This window comes from Bizionia sp., assembly GCF_048259285.1.
In the GTDB taxonomy this organism is placed as follows: domain Bacteria; phylum Bacteroidota; class Bacteroidia; order Flavobacteriales; family Flavobacteriaceae; genus Algorimicrobium; species Algorimicrobium hallyeonense.
Genome location: NZ_JBLXHU010000006.1, coordinates 72981 through 88648, shown reverse-complemented (window position 1 = coordinate 88648; position 15668 = coordinate 72981). Strand labels below are relative to the sequence as shown.

The window sequence follows — 15668 nt, the reverse complement described above, 5'->3', positions numbered from 1 at the left end:
TTTGTGTTTCAAAATTTTTATATTATGTTTTCAGAAAAAGCCAATAAAATATTCCAAGACGTTATAAAAACCTATCATGTTGTTAATACGGTAGATCAACCTTTTAGTAATCCGTATGATAAAGATTCGCAGACTTTAGAACATTTATTATATAGAAAAAGCTGGATAGATACTGTGCAATGGCATTATGAAGATATTATTCGCGATCCACAAATTGATCCCGTTGCTGCTTTGAAATTGAAACGTCAAATTGATGCTTCTAATCAGGATAGAACGGATATGGTAGAGTATATTGACAGCTATTTCCTTGAAAAGTATAAAAATGTAACACCAAAAGATGATGCAACAATTAACACAGAAAGTCCAGCTTGGGGTGTTGATAGATTGTCCATTTTAGCGCTTAAAGTGTACCATATGCACGAAGAAGCAACACGTACGGATGCTACTGATGCGCATTTGGCTGCTTGCCAAACCAAACTAAATGTATTATTGGAACAACGTGTAGACCTGTCTACAGCAATTGACACCTTGTTAGCAGATATTGAAAAAGGCGATAAATACATGAAAGTATACAAGCAAATGAAGATGTATAATGATGATGAACTGAATCCGGTGTTGCGTTCTCAAAAATAAACATCTAAATTTAGTTTTTCACCTTGAGCGCAGTCGAAAGGTTAATGGTTTTATAAATGTCCAAACCCAAACACATACTCGTTATCCGACTTTCCGCCATGGGCGATGTTGCTATGACGGTTCCTGTGCTACGTGCGTTTACCCAACAATATCCCAGTGTTAAAATTACCGTTTTAACACGTGCATTTTTTGCGCCATTGTTCCGCGATTTAAAAAACGTAACCGTGTTTCCTGCAGATGTAAAAAACAAACATAAAGGCCTCGTGGGTTTGTATAAATTGTCTCGTGAATTAAAAAAAGAAAACTGCGATGCCATTGCCGATTTACACAAGGTGCTACGAACTAAAGTGTTAAAACCATTGCTTGGTGTGCCGAAAGTAGCCACTGTTGATAAAGGCCGAAAAGCCAAAAAGGAACTTACCCAAGGCAAAATTTTTGAACCATTAAAAACCACACATCAACGTTATGCAGATGTGTTTGAAACATTAGGTTTCCCTCTAGATTTAAGTAAACCAAATTACCCAATTCCAGAAGCTTTAAACCCTAATGTTTCAAGAATAATAGGTAGTACCAATAAGAAACGCATTGGTATTGCACCTTTTGCGGCTCATGAAGGTAAAAAATATCCATTGGAACTTATGGAGCAGGTTGTTAAAGAATTGTCTAAAGACTATCAGGTTTTATTATTTGGAGGCGGAAAAAAAGAAGTTCAAGTGTTGAATTATTTGGAGTCTGAAGCAGATGGTATTATTAACATGGCGGGAAAATTATCATTTAATGAAGAGTTGGATGTTATTTCCAATTTAGACGTCATGCTTTCTATGGATTCTGGAAATGCGCATTTAGCAGCTATGCTTGGCGTAAACGTGGTGACCATTTGGGGAGTTACGCATCCGTTTGCTGGGTTTGCACCTTTTAATCAACCAGCTGATTATGCCTTGGTAGCGGATAGAAAACTATACCCAAAAATTCCAACATCAATTTATGGCAACAAATATCCTGACGATTATAAGCATGCTGCTGGAAGTGTTCCGGTTGAAAGGGTTGTTGAAAAGGTGAGGACTGTTTTAAGGTAGTTTATTATAATTGTTTCAAATGAAAGCTACTTTATTTTACAGAGTTACACATTGACACTCGAAGTTCTGAATAGAAATTTTTATTCAATTTATAAACCTCTAAACTCTCTCTTTGGGAGAAAAGTCCGAAGGAGAGCGTAAGCTTTATCTAAATATCATCATAATCCACCTTCAAAGTCGGTGTAGTTGGATGTGCTTGACAGGTTAAAATTAAGCCTTCGGCAACTTCACTATCGGTTAAAATATTATTTTGACGCATGGTTGCTTCACCTTCAGTAATTCGGGCTAAACAACTACTGCAAATACCACCTTGGCAGGAATATGGTGCATCTAAATCTTCATCTAAAGCGGCTTCTAAAACGGTTTGCTTCTGGCTCATTTCAAACGTTGTTTCTTCATCATCAACAACAACCGTAATTTGCGTTTTTCCTTCTGGTATAACACCTAAAGCACTATCTTCCGTAGGTTTTGCTGCTTTAAATAATTCAAAGTGAACACGTTCTTTTGGAATTTCATGTTCCGTTAAAACATCTTTTACGGCATGAATCATGGCTTCAGGTCCACATAAATAAAAGGCATCTACCTCAATATTTTTGTGCTTGTTTTTCATGACATAATTGACAGTACTTTTTTCAATGCGACCAAAAATAGCGTCGGTTTCATCGGCTTGGCTGAATACAAATTGTATGGTGAAACGTTCTTTGTAGGTATGTTGTAAATCCAAAAGCTCCTGTAAAAACATCGTGTCTTGAGTGGTCTTGTTTCCGTAAACCAGGATGACTTTGCTGTGAATTTCTTCTTCTAAAGCACATTTCACAATACTTAAAACAGGTGTAATTCCACTACCTGCCGCAAACAAGGCTATGTTCTTTGTTTGCTTATCATTAGGTGTAAAAACAAAACGACCTTTTGGTGGAGCCACTTCTAGCGTGTCTCCAGCTTTTAAATCATTATTGGCATAAGCTGAAAAGGTTCCGTCCTGAACTTCTTTGACAGCTACTTTTAATTCGCCACTTTTTGGTGAGGAGCACAAGGAATAATCACGACGGACTTCCTGACCATTCAAGCTTGTTTTCAATGTAATATATTGACCAGCTTGAAATTGGTAAACCGACTTCAAGTGGTCAGGAACCTGAAAACTAATGGTAACCGATTTGTCTGTTTCTCTATGAAGTTCTTTAACGGAAAGTGTATGAAAGTGTGACATATTTTGATTTTTTACAAAAATAGTGAAGCCTTTGATTTTTAACTTATAATTGCTGAAATTTATTTAAAAATTTGATGCTTTCAGTTTTTAACCCGTATTATATTCAATTTCTTCGGCAGGAATTATAATTTAACCTACATAACCGCTATTATTTTACCAAAAAATGCTACTTTTCATCTTCAAGAAACCTATCCAGAATATGCCATGTAACAAATTGTATTTTTTTGCTACTTATAATTAATCAATACCAATTTTTATGAAAACACTATTTTCAGTACTTGCCTTATTTTTAACCCTTTCTATTTCGGCTCAAGAGCCATCCGAATTTAAACAACAAACCATAGAATTTATTGGACTAACAGGAGCCACTGGTGCTTTTCATGATGCCATTGCTCAAATAGGAGCTATGGTTCCAGAAGCAAACAAAGCAGCCTTTACAAAGGAAGCAAATGGCACACTTGATAAGTTGTATAGCCAATTAGCCGACATATACATGGAAGAATTTACCAAAGATGAAATTGAAGAATTAGTAGCTTTCTATAAAACCGATTTAGGTAAAAAACTAGCATTTAAACAAAGTGTACTTACTCAAAAAGGGATGATGTTAGGTCAGAGTTGGGGAATGGAAGTCGGACAGATTGCACAAAAGCACACCAATTAAAAATCACGTTTCAACAAACTAATAAAAATGATTAAACAATTTTTAAGCCTCGAATGGAAACAGTTTAAAAGGGCATCCTATTTTCAAAAAGGACTTATTATAAAAATATTCCTCATTTTAGGAGCATTATATTTTGGCGGTATAGCCTTATTTATGGGAGTTGGCATGTTTTTTATTGCTAAAAAAGCCATTCCAGAAATAGATCCGATTGTAACAATTAATAATTTTTTAATTTATTGGTTTTTATTTGAACTACTCATACGCTATTTTTTGCAGCAATTGCCCGTTTTGAATGTAAAGCCCTTAATGACTATTCCTATTAAAAGAGATACAGTAATTCACTATTTATTAGGTAAAACCACGCTCTCATTTTTTAACTTCTTATCGCTGTTTTTGTTTTTACCGTTTAGCATTGTTTTATTAGTAAAAGGCTATCCGGTAATAAATGTGTTGTGCTGGTTTTTATCTATTATATTCTTAACATTATCCATAAATTTTTTAAACTTTTTAGTCAATAAAAGTAATACCGTATTTTACATTGCTGCACCTTTATTATTAGGATTAGTTGCTTTGGAGTTTTATGGTATTTATGCGGCATCAGAACCAATAGGTATTGCATTTAATACTCTGTATAATCAACCGTATTTAGCTATTATTCCTTTAGCATTATTAGTCGTTTTATATAAATTGAACTTTAAATATGTTAAAAAAGGATTTTATTTAGACGATGCTGTTTCTAAAAAAGTTAAAGTGGTGGAAGCAACAGATTTATCGTGGTTTGATAGATTTGGTAGCATTGCTCCATTTTTAAAGAATGATATTAAATTAATTTGGCGAAATGCCCGACCAAAACAAACTATGATGATGTCTTTCATGTTTTTGTTTTATGGTCTTATTTTTTACACACAAGACATGTATAGAGAAATGCCGGCTATTTTAGCATTTGCCTCGATGTTTGTTACAGGTGGTTTTCTAATGACTTTCGGTCAACTCGTACCGTCATGGGATAGCGAGTATTACAAAATGCTGATGAGTCAGAATATTCCGTATCGTCAATACCTAGAATCCAAATGGTATTTAATGGTGGTAGCCGTAGCTATTTCCTTTGTTTTAAGTACACCATATATTTATTTTGGCTGGGATATTTTCGGGATGATAGCCGCTGGTGCTTTGTTTAATATTGGATTAAATTCTTTTCTAACGCTTTTTGGCGGCGCTCTAAATAGAATGCCTGTAGAGCTCAACACAAAAGCAAAAGCGTTTAGTAATACCAACGGATTTAATCCAACGCAAATGTTGATTGCTTTACCTAAATTTTTACTGCCAATGGGCTTATTTTATATCCCTTATAAATTAGTAAATTTTGAAACTGGCATATTAGTTTTAGCCTTGAGTGGCGTGGTAGGAATTGTTTTCAAAAACTTCTTTTTACGAAAAATTGAAAACGTTTACCAAGATGGAAAATATAAAACTATTGCTGCGTTTAGTGAAAAAAAATAATCAAACATTTAATTATAATTACCCATGATAATTACATCAAATCTTTCAAAAAAATATAATGATATTCAGGTTCTACACATAGATTCCTTGGAAATTCCAAAAGGTCAAAGTTTTGGTTTAGTAGGGAATAATGGTGCTGGAAAAACCACCTATTTTAGTTTGCTACTGGATTTAATTCAACCCACAACAGGCTATATTAAAAACAATAATGTATTAGTTAATGAAAGCGAAGATTGGAAACCCTTTACATCCGCCTTTATTGATGAAACATTTTTAATAGGTTATTTAACAGCGGAAGAATATTTCTATTTTATTGGCGAGTTACGCGGTCAGAATAAATCGGATGTGGATGCATTAGTATCGCAATTTGAAGATTTTTTCCACGGCGAAATATTAAATCAGAAAAAATATTTACGCGATTTGAGTAAAGGAAATCAGAAAAAAGCCGGCATTGTTGCTGCTTTAATTGGAAATCCAGAAGTTATTATTTTAGATGAACCGTTTGCTAATTTAGATCCAACAACGCAAATTCGTTTAAAGGGAATTATTAAAGATTTAGCCGAAACCAAAGGCGTTACCGTATTAATTTCTAGTCACGATTTATTGCACGTTACTGATGTATGCGAACGCATAGTGGTACTAGAAAAAGGCGAAGTTGTAAAGGATTTAAAAACCAGTGCAGCTACTTTAAAAGAATTAGAAGCGCACTTTGCAGGAACAGAAACTATTTAAAAGTCTGCTCTTTTTTTATAATTATTCAAAAAGATGCTTATTTTTACGGCAATACATAATATATATAGCTGTTTTTAGTTATGTATAATTAAACACAATCAACGTTGAAGACCACTTTCAGAATCATCCTATTTCTATTTAGTATTACGTTAGTACTTACTAGTTGTTCACGCAAGAAAGATTCTTTTGTGAGTAGGAACATGCATGCCATGTCTACAAAATACAACATCCTTTACAACGGATATTTAGCATTAGAAAGTGGCCAAAAAGGGGTAAACGATTCCTATGATGATAATTTTTGGGAAATTCTACCTATAGAACGCATGCAGATTTCGGAAGAAATTATGCTCCCTGGTCAAAGTAAAAATCAAGATTTTGAACGTGCTGAAGAAAAAGCAATTAAAGCCGTTCAGAAACATGGAATGAATATTGGCGGAAAAGAAAAAAATCCGCAAATTGATGAAGCCTATTTACTGTTGGGGAAAGCGCGTTATTTTGATCAACGTTTTATACCAGCATTAGAAGCTTTTAACTACATTCTTTATAAATATCCGGCGAGTGATAAAATTAATCAAGCCAGAATATGGCGTGAAAAAACAAACATTCGTTTAGAAAATGAAGAATTGGCTATTACCAATTTAAAGCGTTTAATGTACCAAGTGGAATTGGAAGGTCAGGATTTAGCAGACGCCACTGCCATGTTGGCCCAAGCCTACATTAATACAAAATCTTTAGATAGTGCTGTTTGGCAAATAGATATTGCTGCACAACATACCAAAAACAATGATGAACGCGGCCGCTACAGATTCATTCAAGCCCAATTATACAATAGACTTAATAAAACCGATAGCGCAAATATTGCTTTTGATCGGGTTATAGAACTGAATAGAAAAACGCCAAGACCTTACCGCATTGCGGCTTATGTTGGGAAAGCACGTAATTTCGATTTTACAGAAGGTGATAAACAAGCTTTAATTGAACTACTATATGAGCTAGAGGATGATCGTGAAAACCGGCCTTTTTTAAGTAAAATTTATTATCAGATTGGTGAATATCATTTAAAAAATGGTTCTGATTCCTTGGCAGTTGAGTTTTATAACAAGTCATTACGCACCAATCCAACAGATAAAATATTGGTTTCTAAAGACTATGAAAATCTAGGTGATATCTTTTTCGATTATACCGAATATAAAATTGCCGGTGCTTATTATGATAGCACCATGCTAAACATGAAAATGAATAGCAAGCCATACCGAATCATCAAACGTAAACGCGATAATTTAGAAGACGTTATTTATTATGAAGATGTTGCTATTGCCAACGATAGCATCCTTGGTTTAGTTGCCATGTCCGCAGACGAAAGAACGGCTTATTTTGAAACCTACACCCAAGAATTAAAATTGAAGGCGGAAGCCGAAAAAGCACTTGAGGAAGAGCGGGAACGTAATCAAGGCTTAATCCAGGTAAATACTAATAATAGCTTTGCCGCAGGAAGTTCAATGGTAAAAAAAGCGGGTGGACCAGCAGCAGGCGGTCCAGTTGAATTTTATTTCTATAACCCAACAACCGTCTCCTATGGTAAAAATGAATTTAGAAAAAATTGGGGAGATCGTGAATTAAAAGATAATTGGCGTTGGTCTAGTATCAACAAATCCAAAACCAATGAAGTTTTTAATGATTTAATTGAAAATGAAGTTGAAAATGAATTATTCAATCCAGAATTTTATTTAACGCAAATACCAACGGATAAAAAAGCAATTGATAGTATTACCAAAGAGCGCAACCGTGCATACTACCAATTAGGACTAATTTATAAAGAGAAATTTAAGGAAAACGGTTTGTCTAAAGATAAATTCCAAACGCTTTTAAGCTTTAATCCAGATGAAAAATTAGTAGTTCCTGCTAAATATAATTTGTATAAAATTTATATGTTGGAAGGTCAGAATGGTGAAGCTGAAATTGCTAAAAACGATATTATTGCTAATTATCCAGAGTCGCGATATGCTACCATTTTAAAAAATCCAGATTCGGCTTTGGCAAAAGATGATAGCAGCCCAGAAAGTGTTTATGAAAATCTGTATAAAGCTTTAGAAAACCACCAATATCAAGAGGTTATTAATGAAGCAGATCGCTATATTTCTATATTTGAAGGGGAAGCTTTAGTACCTAAATTCGAGCTCTTAAAGGCACGGGCTACAGGTCGTTTATATGGATATGAAGCCTATAGTAAAGCTATGACTTTTGTAGCTTACAATTATGCCAATACGGAAGAAGGTGCTCAAGCACAAGACATTGTTGATAATTTGTTACCAAAAATAAGCAGTACTGATTTTGTTGAAAATCCAGATGACACCAATTACAAAGTTGTGTATTATTTCAATGCGGCAAACGAAAAGGCAATTTCTGAATTTGTAACCAAACTTAAAAAAGAAACAGATCAAGTTAATGTTTTTGATTTATCCGTTTCGGTTGATGTCTATAACCCTGAAACCACCTTTGTTATCATTCATGGTTTAACAAGCAAGGAAGGCGCTTTAGGGTATGCAGCATCATTAGAAGAAAAGAAAAAAGACAAAATACGACACCAACATTTTGCTATTTCGTCAACGAACTATGCAACCCTACAAATCCATAAAAATATGGATGCATATTTAGCAGTCAATTAAACCCCAAAAAATAAATAGTCATGTTTTCAGAGAACAAAAAAAGTAAAACAAATCTCGAAATCACTTCCAGCCAAAATTTAATAGCCCAAGGCACTACTATGGTTGGTGATTTAGAAAGTGAAGGCGATTTCCGGATTGATGGAGCCGTGGAAGGCAGTATTAAAACGCCTGGAAAAATTGTTGTTGGAAAAACAGGTTTTGTAAAGGGTAATATAACCGGTACGGATGCTTATTTTGAAGGAAAATTTTCGGGTACATTATCACTTTCAGGTACACTAACCCTAAAAGGCACTGCGCATATTGAAGGTGATGTAACTTTAGGTAAGTTAGCCGTTGAGCCAGGAGCTACATTTAACGTTAACTGCGCCATGAAAGGAGCAACAAAAGACATTCAAAATAGTGAGCGCGAAAAAACCACCAAACAAAAAGCCTAATAAACCGCTGAATAAGTATATTCGGTTTACGACCATTGCTATACAAATGGGTTTAATTATTTACTTAGGAAGTTTACTAGGTGGATGGTTAGACGTTAAATTTGACAATCATAATAAATTATATTATAAAATTATAACCTTGATATCCGTTGCTATTGCTATGTTTTCGGTTATTTATCAAGTCCTAAAAATAACCAATAAAGATTCTGATGATTAAGCGTATTGTATTTGTAATTATTTTGGTCCTTGCTGTATTTGGATTAAGCTATGGTATTCACAGCAGTTTATTACATTCGGACTTAAGTTTCTCCTTATTCAATGTGTATATATTTCATGTAATTTCCGTTGTTATTATTTATATAATGGTAGAAATAGTTGCTGAAAATTTACCCAACCAAGCCGGCTATTCCTATCTCATGCTCATGTTTTTTAAGATAGGTGCATTTGTACTCATATTTCAATCTTCTGTTTTTAAAAATGATGCTTTAACTCAAAACGATCGCATAGCTTTGGTAATTCCCTTATTTCTTTTTTTAATGATAGAAGCAGCGGCAATTGCAAAGTTGTTAAATAGCAAATAGTTATTAAGAATAAAACTACTTTTTCTGTTTTAATGTAACCTTAAAAAACTAAACTAAAAAAGGGTTTGGTTTTTTAAATTATTCCGTACATTTGCACAAAATTTACGAAGAATAAATTTCATTAGTTAGAAAAAATATGATGGTAGCAAAAAAATCTATCAAGTTATTAGTAGTATTCGTTTTAGCATTAACGTCGTTTTCGGTATCCGCCCAAAATGACGACACAGCAAACAATTTAATTGATTCACCGGACGAAATCAGTGATTATATTGCCCATCACCTTAAGGATTCTCATGATTTTCATTTATTTACCAATAATGAAACGGGAGTTCACTACGGTTTCCCGTTACCTGTTATTGTTTGGACTAGCAATGGATTGAAAACCTTTATGTCTTCTGCCTTTCATCATGATGATAACGGAACCGTTATTGTTAATAAAGGTGATACGCAACTTGTAAAATACCACTCCAAAATTTACGAATTAGAAAATGGTGCAACAGCACTGAATTTTGATGACAAGCACCATCCAACAAACGCTAGTAAAGTAATCGATTTTTCAATTACTAAAAGTGTTTTTGGAATGATTATAACAGGAATAATCATGTTGTTACTGTTTGGTGGTTTAGCTAGAGGTTATAAAAAAGGCAATGGTATTCCAAAAGGTGTATCCCGGGCTTTAGAGCCTTTAGTAATTTATGTTCGTGATGAAATAGCACGTCCAAATATTGGTGAGAAAAAGTACCGCAAGTTTATGGGCTTTTTATTAACCGTATTTTTCTTTATTTGGATATTAAATATGTTAGGTTTAACGCCTTTAGGTTTTAATGTAACAGGACAAATAGCTGTTACCGCTTCTTTAGCTATTTTCACCATGATTATTTATTTGTTCAGTGGTAGTAAAGATTTTTGGGCACATACTTTATGGATGCCAGGAGTACCTTATATTTTAAGACCAATTTTAGCCGTAATAGAGCTTGTTGGTTTTCTTATAATTAAGCCGTTTTCATTATTAGTACGTTTGTTTGCAAATATTACTGCAGGCCACTTTATTGTAATGAGCTTAGTTGCGTTAATGATAACTTTAAAAGCGTCATTCGGACCTGCGGTTTCTACAGGAATGTCTTTAGCGTTAACCTTATTTATTATGGTAATTGAAGTTTTAGTAGCGTTTTTACAGGCGTTTATTTTCACCATGCTGTCAGCCTTATTTATTGGTATGGCTGTGGAGGAACACGACGCTCATTAAAAAGAATTTGTTTAATTAATAATTATAAAAACCAAATTAGTATGTACAATTTAATTGGAGCAGGAATGATCGTAATCGGTGGAGGTATCGGTTTAGGAATGATTGGATCAAAAGCAATGGAAAGTATTGCTCGTCAACCAGAAGCAGCTGGAAAAATTCAGACTGCGATGATCATCATCGGTGCCTTATTGGAAGGTTTAGCATTCGGTGCATTAATCTTAGGTAAATAAGATTTTCCTAAAAACAAAGAAACACGTTTCTGCAACGGTTGGTTGCAGAAACTGTTTTTAAATTAAACAAACAAAGAGAATTTAAGTAATCTATATAGTATGGAAACTTTATTAAACGATTTTTCAGTAGGCTTATTTTTTATGCAAGCCCTAATCTTATTAATACTAATTTTATTAATGAGAAAATTTGCTTGGAAGCCAATTCTAGACGCTCTTCAAACGAGAGAGGACGGCATCCAAACAGCTTTAGAATCTGCGGAAAATGCAAAACTTGAAATGCAAAATCTTCAAGCTAATAATGAAAAATTATTGCAAGAAGCACGTTTAGAGCGTGAAATGATGCTTAAAGAAGCGCGTGAAATGAAATCAAAAATGATTGAAGACGCGAAAACTGAAGCTCAAACAGAAGCAAATAAGCTAGTTGTAAGTGCACAAGAAGCTATTGAAAATGAAAAGAAAGCAGCCATTGCAGAATTAAAAATGCAAGTGGCAACTTTATCCATTGAAATCGCGGAAAAAGTGGTTCGTGAAGAATTATCTAACAAAGACAAGCAAATGAAATTGGTTGAGTCTATGTTAGGTGAAGCAACATTAAACTAATTGGTACACCACGCAAAATTTGTGTGTTTGGTTAGATAAGTATAATTAAAAGTAACCCACGTTGTGGGCATTAAAATGGCAGGAACAAGAGCAGCAATACGTTACGCAAAAGCAGTATTAAGTTTAGCAACTGAAAAACAGGTGGCTGATGCTATTAATGCGGATATGGTTTTAATTTCTAAAACTATTAAGGATAATCAAAATCTGGATGAGGTTATTAGAAATGCCGTTGTTAAATCTGATGATAAAAAAGCAATCTTATCTCAGGTATTTCCACAAGTAAATACAATTACGCAGGAGCTTTTTAAAGTATTAGATGCTAACAAGCGTTTAGATTTAATTGAAGCTGTAGCTAATAAGTATACAGATTTATTCGATATTCAAAACAATAAAGAGTCTGCAACTGTAACAACGGCAGTGCCAATTACTGAGGATATTGAATTAAAAGTCTTAGCTAAAATTAAAGAATTATCTAACAAAGCTGTAACGGTTAAAAATATAGTAGATGAAAGCATTTTAGGTGGTTTTATTTTACGTGTTGGCGATGTGCAATACAATGCAAGTGTGGCAAGCAAATTGAATAAATTAAAAAGAGAATTTACCATTAACTAAAACTGATGAAAGCTATTAAAACAATTCTATTTTTATCATGTATCTTTATGGGCTTCAGTGCGAATGCTCAAAAGGTCAAGTTAAAAAACGGAGAAGTTTTAATTGATAAAGTTGCTTGGTTAACCTATGTTGATTGTGGAACTTTTGATGCGGTTTGTTCTTTGTATAATAAAAATGAAGAAGAGATAATCTTTTTAAAAACGATTTATATAAACGGAGCAGAACCAGTTACTGCTTCTAATCCAAATGGAAAATTAGTTTATGTTGAAGTTATATTTTTAGGAGAGGATAAGAAATACGAAATCGGGAAAAGAACACAAAAAAATATCATTTCAGATATTTACAAAGGAAATGTGGTGAATGAGGATGGTTCTTTAAATTCAGAAAGAGTAAAGCGTTTAGTAGAAAAATATGGAACACCATATTCGGATAGATTAAATGCATCAACAAATACAGTGATAATTAAGGAAGAGTCAAGTAATAGTGGCTCGGGAATAAATATTAAAATAGGAAATTAAATTAAGCAGCGTTGGAATAGGTGGCAACACCTTAACAATCTAACGTCTAATATCTAAATAAAGATGGCAGAAGTAAAACCAGCTGAAATATCAGCAATCTTAAAACAACAACTTTCTAATTTTGATGCAGGTGCATCATTAGACGAAGTAGGAACTGTATTAACGGTAGGTGATGGTATTGTACGTGCTTACGGACTTTCAAATGCACAATACGGAGAATTAGTAGAATTCGAAGGTGGATTAGAAGGTATTGTACTAAATCTTGAAGAAGATAACGTAGGTATCGTATTATTAGGAACTTCAGTAGGAGTTAGAGAAGGTTCTACAGTTAAACGTACAGAACGTATCGCATCTATTAAGGTAGGTGAAGGTATTGTTGGTCGTGTTGTAGATACTTTAGGAAACCCTATTGACGGAAAAGGACCTATTACAGGTGAAACTTATGAAATGCCTTTAGAGCGTAAAGCACCAGGTGTTATCTATAGAGAGCCAGTAACAGAACCATTACAAACAGGAATTAAAGCAATTGATGCTATGATTCCAGTTGGTAGAGGTCAACGTGAGTTGGTTATTGGTGACAGACAAACAGGTAAGACAGCCGTTTGTATTGATGCTATCTTAAATCAAAAAGAATTTTACGATGCAGGTGAACCTGTATATTGTATATATGTTGCTGTAGGTCAAAAAGCTTCAACAGTAGCACTTATTGCTAAAACCTTAGAAGAAAAAGGTGCTTTAGCTTATACCACTATAGTTGCTGCAAATGCATCAGATCCTGCAGCCATGCAAGTATATGCACCATTTACGGGAGCCTCTATTGGAGAGTATTTTAGAGATACTGGTAGACCCGCTTTAATTGTGTTTGACGATTTATCAAAACAAGCTGTAGCATACCGTGAGGTATCGTTATTATTACGTCGTCCTCCAGGACGTGAGGCGTATCCAGGTGACGTTTTCTACTTACACTCAAGATTATTAGAGCGTTCGGCAAAAATCATTAATAATGATGATATTGCTAAAGAAATGAACGATTTGCCAGACACGTTAAAACCTATGGTAAAAGGTGGTGGTTCTTTAACAGCATTGCCAATTATTGAAACACAAGCAGGAGACGTTTCAGCATATATTCCAACAAACGTAATTTCTATTACAGATGGTCAAATTTTCTTAGATGGAGATTTATTTAACTCTGGTGTTCGTCCAGCAATTAACGTAGGTATTTCTGTATCACGTGTTGGTGGTAACGCACAGATTAAATCCATGAAAAAAGTATCTGGTACCTTAAAATTAGATCAAGCACAATATCGTGAATTAGAAGCGTTTGCTAAATTTGGATCTGATTTAGATGCTGTTACTTTAAATGTAATTAATAAAGGTAAGCGTAACGTTGAAATTTTAAAGCAAGCACAAAACGATCCGTTTAAAGTAGAAGATCAAGTAGCTATTATTTATGCGGGATCTAAAAACTTATTAAAAGACGTTCCTGTTGAAAAAGTAAAAGAATTTGAACGTGATTATTTAGAGTTTTTGGGAGCAAAACATAGTGATGTGTTAGCAACCTTAAAAGCTGGAAAATTAACTGATGAAGTTACAGATACCTTAACATTAGTAGCTAAAGATTTATCAGCGAAATATAGAAAGTAAAAAATTTTAATCCTTCTCTTTACTAAAGAGAAGGATTAGAAAATTATCATATAGTTTAACTAATCAATCCCTCTCCATTTGAGAGGTTAGGAGCGGAAAAAATGGCAAACTTAAAAGAAATACGTAACAGAATATCATCAGTATCTTCCACGATGCAGATTACCAGTGCCATGAAAATGGTATCGGCTGCAAAATTAAAGAAGGCACAAGATGCTATTACGGCAATGCGTCCTTATGCAGATAAGTTAACGGAACTTTTACAAGATTTAAGTGCAACTTTAGATGCGGATTCTGGAAGTAAATTTTCAGAGCAACGTGAAGTAAATAATGTTCTTATTGTATCAGTTACGTCAAACAGAGGTTTGTGTGGTGCTTTTAATTCTAATATTATAAAGCAAACACAACACTTGATTTCCAATGTATACGCTGGTAAAAACGTTTCAGTTTTAGCAATTGGGAAAAAGGCAAATGATGCGTTTTCTAAAAAACAGATTGTTATTGGTAATTACAGTGAATTATATGACGATTTAACGTTTGATAACGTTGCCGATGTGGCCACACGTTTGATGGATATGTTTACTGAAGGAGAGTTTGATAAAATTGAAATCGTTTATAACAAGTTTAAAAACGCAGCAACTCAAGAAATCATGGTGGAACAATTTTTACCAATTGTACCTATTGAAAAAGATGACAACGTAACCTTAGAGTATATTTTTGAACCTTCAAAAGTTGAAATCGTTGAAGAGTTGATTCCAAAATCTTTAAAAACACAATTGTATAAGGGTATTAGAGATTCTTTTGCTTCAGAACATGGTGCGCGTATGACCGCTATGCATAAAGCAACAGATAACGCTACCGAATTACGTGATCAATTAAAATTAACATATAACAAAGCCCGTCAAGCTGCTATTACTAATGAAATTTTAGAAATTGTTGGTGGAGCAGAGGCCTTGAATAATTAGACGAAGCGATAGCAGAGTCAAATTTCAAGAAAAGCAGAGGCCTTGAATAATTAGACGAAGCGATAGCAGAGTCAAATTTCAAGAAAAGCAGAGGCCTTGAATAATTAAGATTCTTTTTAGCGCTTAATTTTTTTAAATTTTATATTAGACCTTTCCAACTCAAAGCTGGAAAGGTCTTTTTTATTGCTACAATCATCCATATATTATATCCTTTAGTATATACAATACACCAAAAAAGCAGACTGGTTATCCTAGAAGATTTAACCCGTTAGATACTTTTAATTAAGCAGTATTCTTGTTACGTACATACACTGGAGACTATTGCATCTAAAAGAAATAGTGACAAGGTGGTTTTTAGTAAGATTA

The 15668-nt window shown here is 33.9% G+C and carries 17 protein-coding genes; 16 read left to right on the top strand and 1 reads right to left on the bottom strand.

What is annotated here, in order from left to right:
* The first annotated feature begins 24 nt into the window (after nucleotides 1-24).
* Together ACN0QX_RS04815 and ACN0QX_RS04810 are read left to right on the top strand one after the other, a co-directional pair.
* Nucleotides 25-633 (top strand): DUF4254 domain-containing protein, encoded by a 609-nt coding sequence (locus tag ACN0QX_RS04815; protein ID WP_417195730.1) that lies wholly within the window; start codon nucleotides 25-27, stop codon nucleotides 631-633.
* Between the two features lie 56 nt (nucleotides 634-689).
* On the top strand, nucleotides 690-1709 hold the full coding sequence (locus ACN0QX_RS04810; RefSeq protein WP_417195729.1) for a glycosyltransferase family 9 protein: 1020 nt from the start codon (nucleotides 690-692) through the stop codon (nucleotides 1707-1709).
* A gap of 148 nt (nucleotides 1710-1857) precedes the next feature.
* Here the strand turns inward: ACN0QX_RS04810 and ACN0QX_RS04805 are convergent, their stop codons facing one another.
* On the bottom strand, nucleotides 1858-2916 hold the full coding sequence (locus ACN0QX_RS04805) for a 2Fe-2S iron-sulfur cluster-binding protein (protein WP_417195728.1): 1059 nt from the start codon (nucleotides 2914-2916) through the stop codon (nucleotides 1858-1860).
* A gap of 256 nt (nucleotides 2917-3172) precedes the next feature.
* Between ACN0QX_RS04805 and ACN0QX_RS04800 the strand changes: the two genes are divergently transcribed.
* The 14 genes from ACN0QX_RS04800 to atpG all read left to right on the top strand — a co-directional run bounded on the left by ACN0QX_RS04800 (nucleotide 3173) and on the right by atpG (nucleotide 15302).
* Nucleotides 3173-3577, top strand: a complete 405-nt coding sequence (locus tag ACN0QX_RS04800) for a DUF2059 domain-containing protein (RefSeq protein ID WP_417195727.1) — start codon at nucleotides 3173-3175, stop codon at nucleotides 3575-3577.
* A 27-nt stretch (nucleotides 3578-3604) separates the two neighbouring features.
* The gene (locus tag ACN0QX_RS04795) at nucleotides 3605-5077 is read left to right on the top strand and encodes a DUF5687 family protein (protein WP_417195726.1); all 1473 of its coding nucleotides are present in this window, start codon (nucleotides 3605-3607) and stop codon (nucleotides 5075-5077) included.
* A 24-nt stretch (nucleotides 5078-5101) separates the two neighbouring features.
* Nucleotides 5102-5809, top strand: coding sequence for an ABC transporter ATP-binding protein (locus tag ACN0QX_RS04790; RefSeq protein ID WP_248396805.1), 708 nt, complete (start codon nucleotides 5102-5104; stop codon nucleotides 5807-5809).
* A 209-nt stretch (nucleotides 5810-6018) separates the two neighbouring features.
* On the top strand, nucleotides 6019-8475 hold the full coding sequence (locus ACN0QX_RS04785; RefSeq protein ID WP_417195725.1) for a tetratricopeptide repeat protein: 2457 nt from the start codon (nucleotides 6019-6021) through the stop codon (nucleotides 8473-8475).
* Nucleotides 8476-8495: 20 nt separating this feature from the next.
* Nucleotides 8496-8909, top strand: a complete 414-nt coding sequence (locus tag ACN0QX_RS04780; RefSeq protein ID WP_417195724.1) for a bactofilin family protein — start codon at nucleotides 8496-8498, stop codon at nucleotides 8907-8909.
* A complete protein-coding gene (locus ACN0QX_RS04775) occupies nucleotides 8875-9126 on the top strand; it encodes an AtpZ/AtpI family protein (protein ID WP_376858308.1) in 252 nt (83 codons plus the stop codon). Before ACN0QX_RS04780 ends, ACN0QX_RS04775 begins: the two co-directional genes overlap by 35 nt.
* Nucleotides 9119-9490: a DUF6168 family protein gene (locus ACN0QX_RS04770; protein ID WP_417195723.1), complete on the top strand. Its 372-nt coding sequence runs from the start codon at nucleotides 9119-9121 to the stop codon at nucleotides 9488-9490. The genes ACN0QX_RS04775 and ACN0QX_RS04770 overlap by 8 nt, the downstream gene beginning before the upstream one ends.
* A gap of 136 nt (nucleotides 9491-9626) precedes the next feature.
* Nucleotides 9627-10736: a F0F1 ATP synthase subunit A gene (gene atpB, locus ACN0QX_RS04765; protein WP_248396793.1), complete on the top strand. Its 1110-nt coding sequence runs from the start codon at nucleotides 9627-9629 to the stop codon at nucleotides 10734-10736.
* Nucleotides 10737-10777: 41 nt separating this feature from the next.
* Nucleotides 10778-10966 carry an ATP synthase F0 subunit C gene (atpE, locus tag ACN0QX_RS04760; RefSeq protein ID WP_008638050.1) on the top strand — a complete coding sequence of 63 codons (189 nt, stop codon included), beginning with the start codon at nucleotides 10778-10780 and terminating at the stop codon, nucleotides 10964-10966.
* Between the two features lie 99 nt (nucleotides 10967-11065).
* Nucleotides 11066-11566, top strand: a complete 501-nt coding sequence (locus ACN0QX_RS04755; RefSeq protein WP_417195722.1) for a F0F1 ATP synthase subunit B — start codon at nucleotides 11066-11068, stop codon at nucleotides 11564-11566.
* A 75-nt stretch (nucleotides 11567-11641) separates the two neighbouring features.
* Nucleotides 11642-12178 carry an ATP synthase F1 subunit delta gene (gene atpH, locus ACN0QX_RS04750; protein WP_248396786.1) on the top strand — a complete coding sequence of 179 codons (537 nt, stop codon included), beginning with the start codon at nucleotides 11642-11644 and terminating at the stop codon, nucleotides 12176-12178.
* A 5-nt stretch (nucleotides 12179-12183) separates the two neighbouring features.
* A complete protein-coding gene (locus ACN0QX_RS04745; RefSeq protein ID WP_248396784.1) occupies nucleotides 12184-12696 on the top strand; it encodes a hypothetical protein in 513 nt (170 codons plus the stop codon).
* 63 nt (nucleotides 12697-12759) lie between these two features.
* Nucleotides 12760-14340 carry a F0F1 ATP synthase subunit alpha gene (atpA, locus tag ACN0QX_RS04740; protein WP_248396782.1) on the top strand — a complete coding sequence of 527 codons (1581 nt, stop codon included), beginning with the start codon at nucleotides 12760-12762 and terminating at the stop codon, nucleotides 14338-14340.
* Between the two features lie 101 nt (nucleotides 14341-14441).
* Nucleotides 14442-15302, top strand: coding sequence for an ATP synthase F1 subunit gamma (atpG, locus tag ACN0QX_RS04735; RefSeq protein ID WP_248396779.1), 861 nt, complete (start codon nucleotides 14442-14444; stop codon nucleotides 15300-15302).
* Nucleotides 15303-15668: the final 366 nt, after the last annotated feature.

What these genes read in the sequence shown, in the direction of transcription:
- ACN0QX_RS04815 (WP_417195730.1), top strand. Translation starts at nt 25, where the DNA reads ATGTTTTCAGAAAAAGCCAATAAAATATTCCAAGACGTTATAAAAACC.
- ACN0QX_RS04810 (WP_417195729.1), top strand. Translation starts at nt 690, where the DNA reads ATGTCCAAACCCAAACACATACTCGTTATCCGACTTTCCGCCATGGGC.
- ACN0QX_RS04805 (WP_417195728.1), bottom strand. Translation starts at nt 2,916, where the DNA reads ATGTCACACTTTCATACACTTTCCGTTAAAGAACTTCATAGAGAAACA.
- ACN0QX_RS04800 (WP_417195727.1), top strand. Translation starts at nt 3,173, where the DNA reads ATGAAAACACTATTTTCAGTACTTGCCTTATTTTTAACCCTTTCTATT.
- ACN0QX_RS04795 (WP_417195726.1), top strand. Translation starts at nt 3,605, where the DNA reads ATGATTAAACAATTTTTAAGCCTCGAATGGAAACAGTTTAAAAGGGCA.
- ACN0QX_RS04790 (WP_248396805.1), top strand. Translation starts at nt 5,102, where the DNA reads ATGATAATTACATCAAATCTTTCAAAAAAATATAATGATATTCAGGTT.
- ACN0QX_RS04785 (WP_417195725.1), top strand. Translation starts at nt 6,019, where the DNA reads ATGTCTACAAAATACAACATCCTTTACAACGGATATTTAGCATTAGAA.
- ACN0QX_RS04780 (WP_417195724.1), top strand. Translation starts at nt 8,496, where the DNA reads ATGTTTTCAGAGAACAAAAAAAGTAAAACAAATCTCGAAATCACTTCC.
- ACN0QX_RS04770 (WP_417195723.1), top strand. Translation starts at nt 9,119, where the DNA reads ATGATTAAGCGTATTGTATTTGTAATTATTTTGGTCCTTGCTGTATTT.
- atpB (WP_248396793.1), top strand. Translation starts at nt 9,627, where the DNA reads ATGATGGTAGCAAAAAAATCTATCAAGTTATTAGTAGTATTCGTTTTA.
- atpE (WP_008638050.1), top strand. Translation starts at nt 10,778, where the DNA reads ATGTACAATTTAATTGGAGCAGGAATGATCGTAATCGGTGGAGGTATC.
- ACN0QX_RS04755 (WP_417195722.1), top strand. Translation starts at nt 11,066, where the DNA reads ATGGAAACTTTATTAAACGATTTTTCAGTAGGCTTATTTTTTATGCAA.
- atpH (WP_248396786.1), top strand. Translation starts at nt 11,642, where the DNA reads ATGGCAGGAACAAGAGCAGCAATACGTTACGCAAAAGCAGTATTAAGT.
- ACN0QX_RS04745 (WP_248396784.1), top strand. Translation starts at nt 12,184, where the DNA reads ATGAAAGCTATTAAAACAATTCTATTTTTATCATGTATCTTTATGGGC.
- atpA (WP_248396782.1), top strand. Translation starts at nt 12,760, where the DNA reads ATGGCAGAAGTAAAACCAGCTGAAATATCAGCAATCTTAAAACAACAA.
- atpG (WP_248396779.1), top strand. Translation starts at nt 14,442, where the DNA reads ATGGCAAACTTAAAAGAAATACGTAACAGAATATCATCAGTATCTTCC.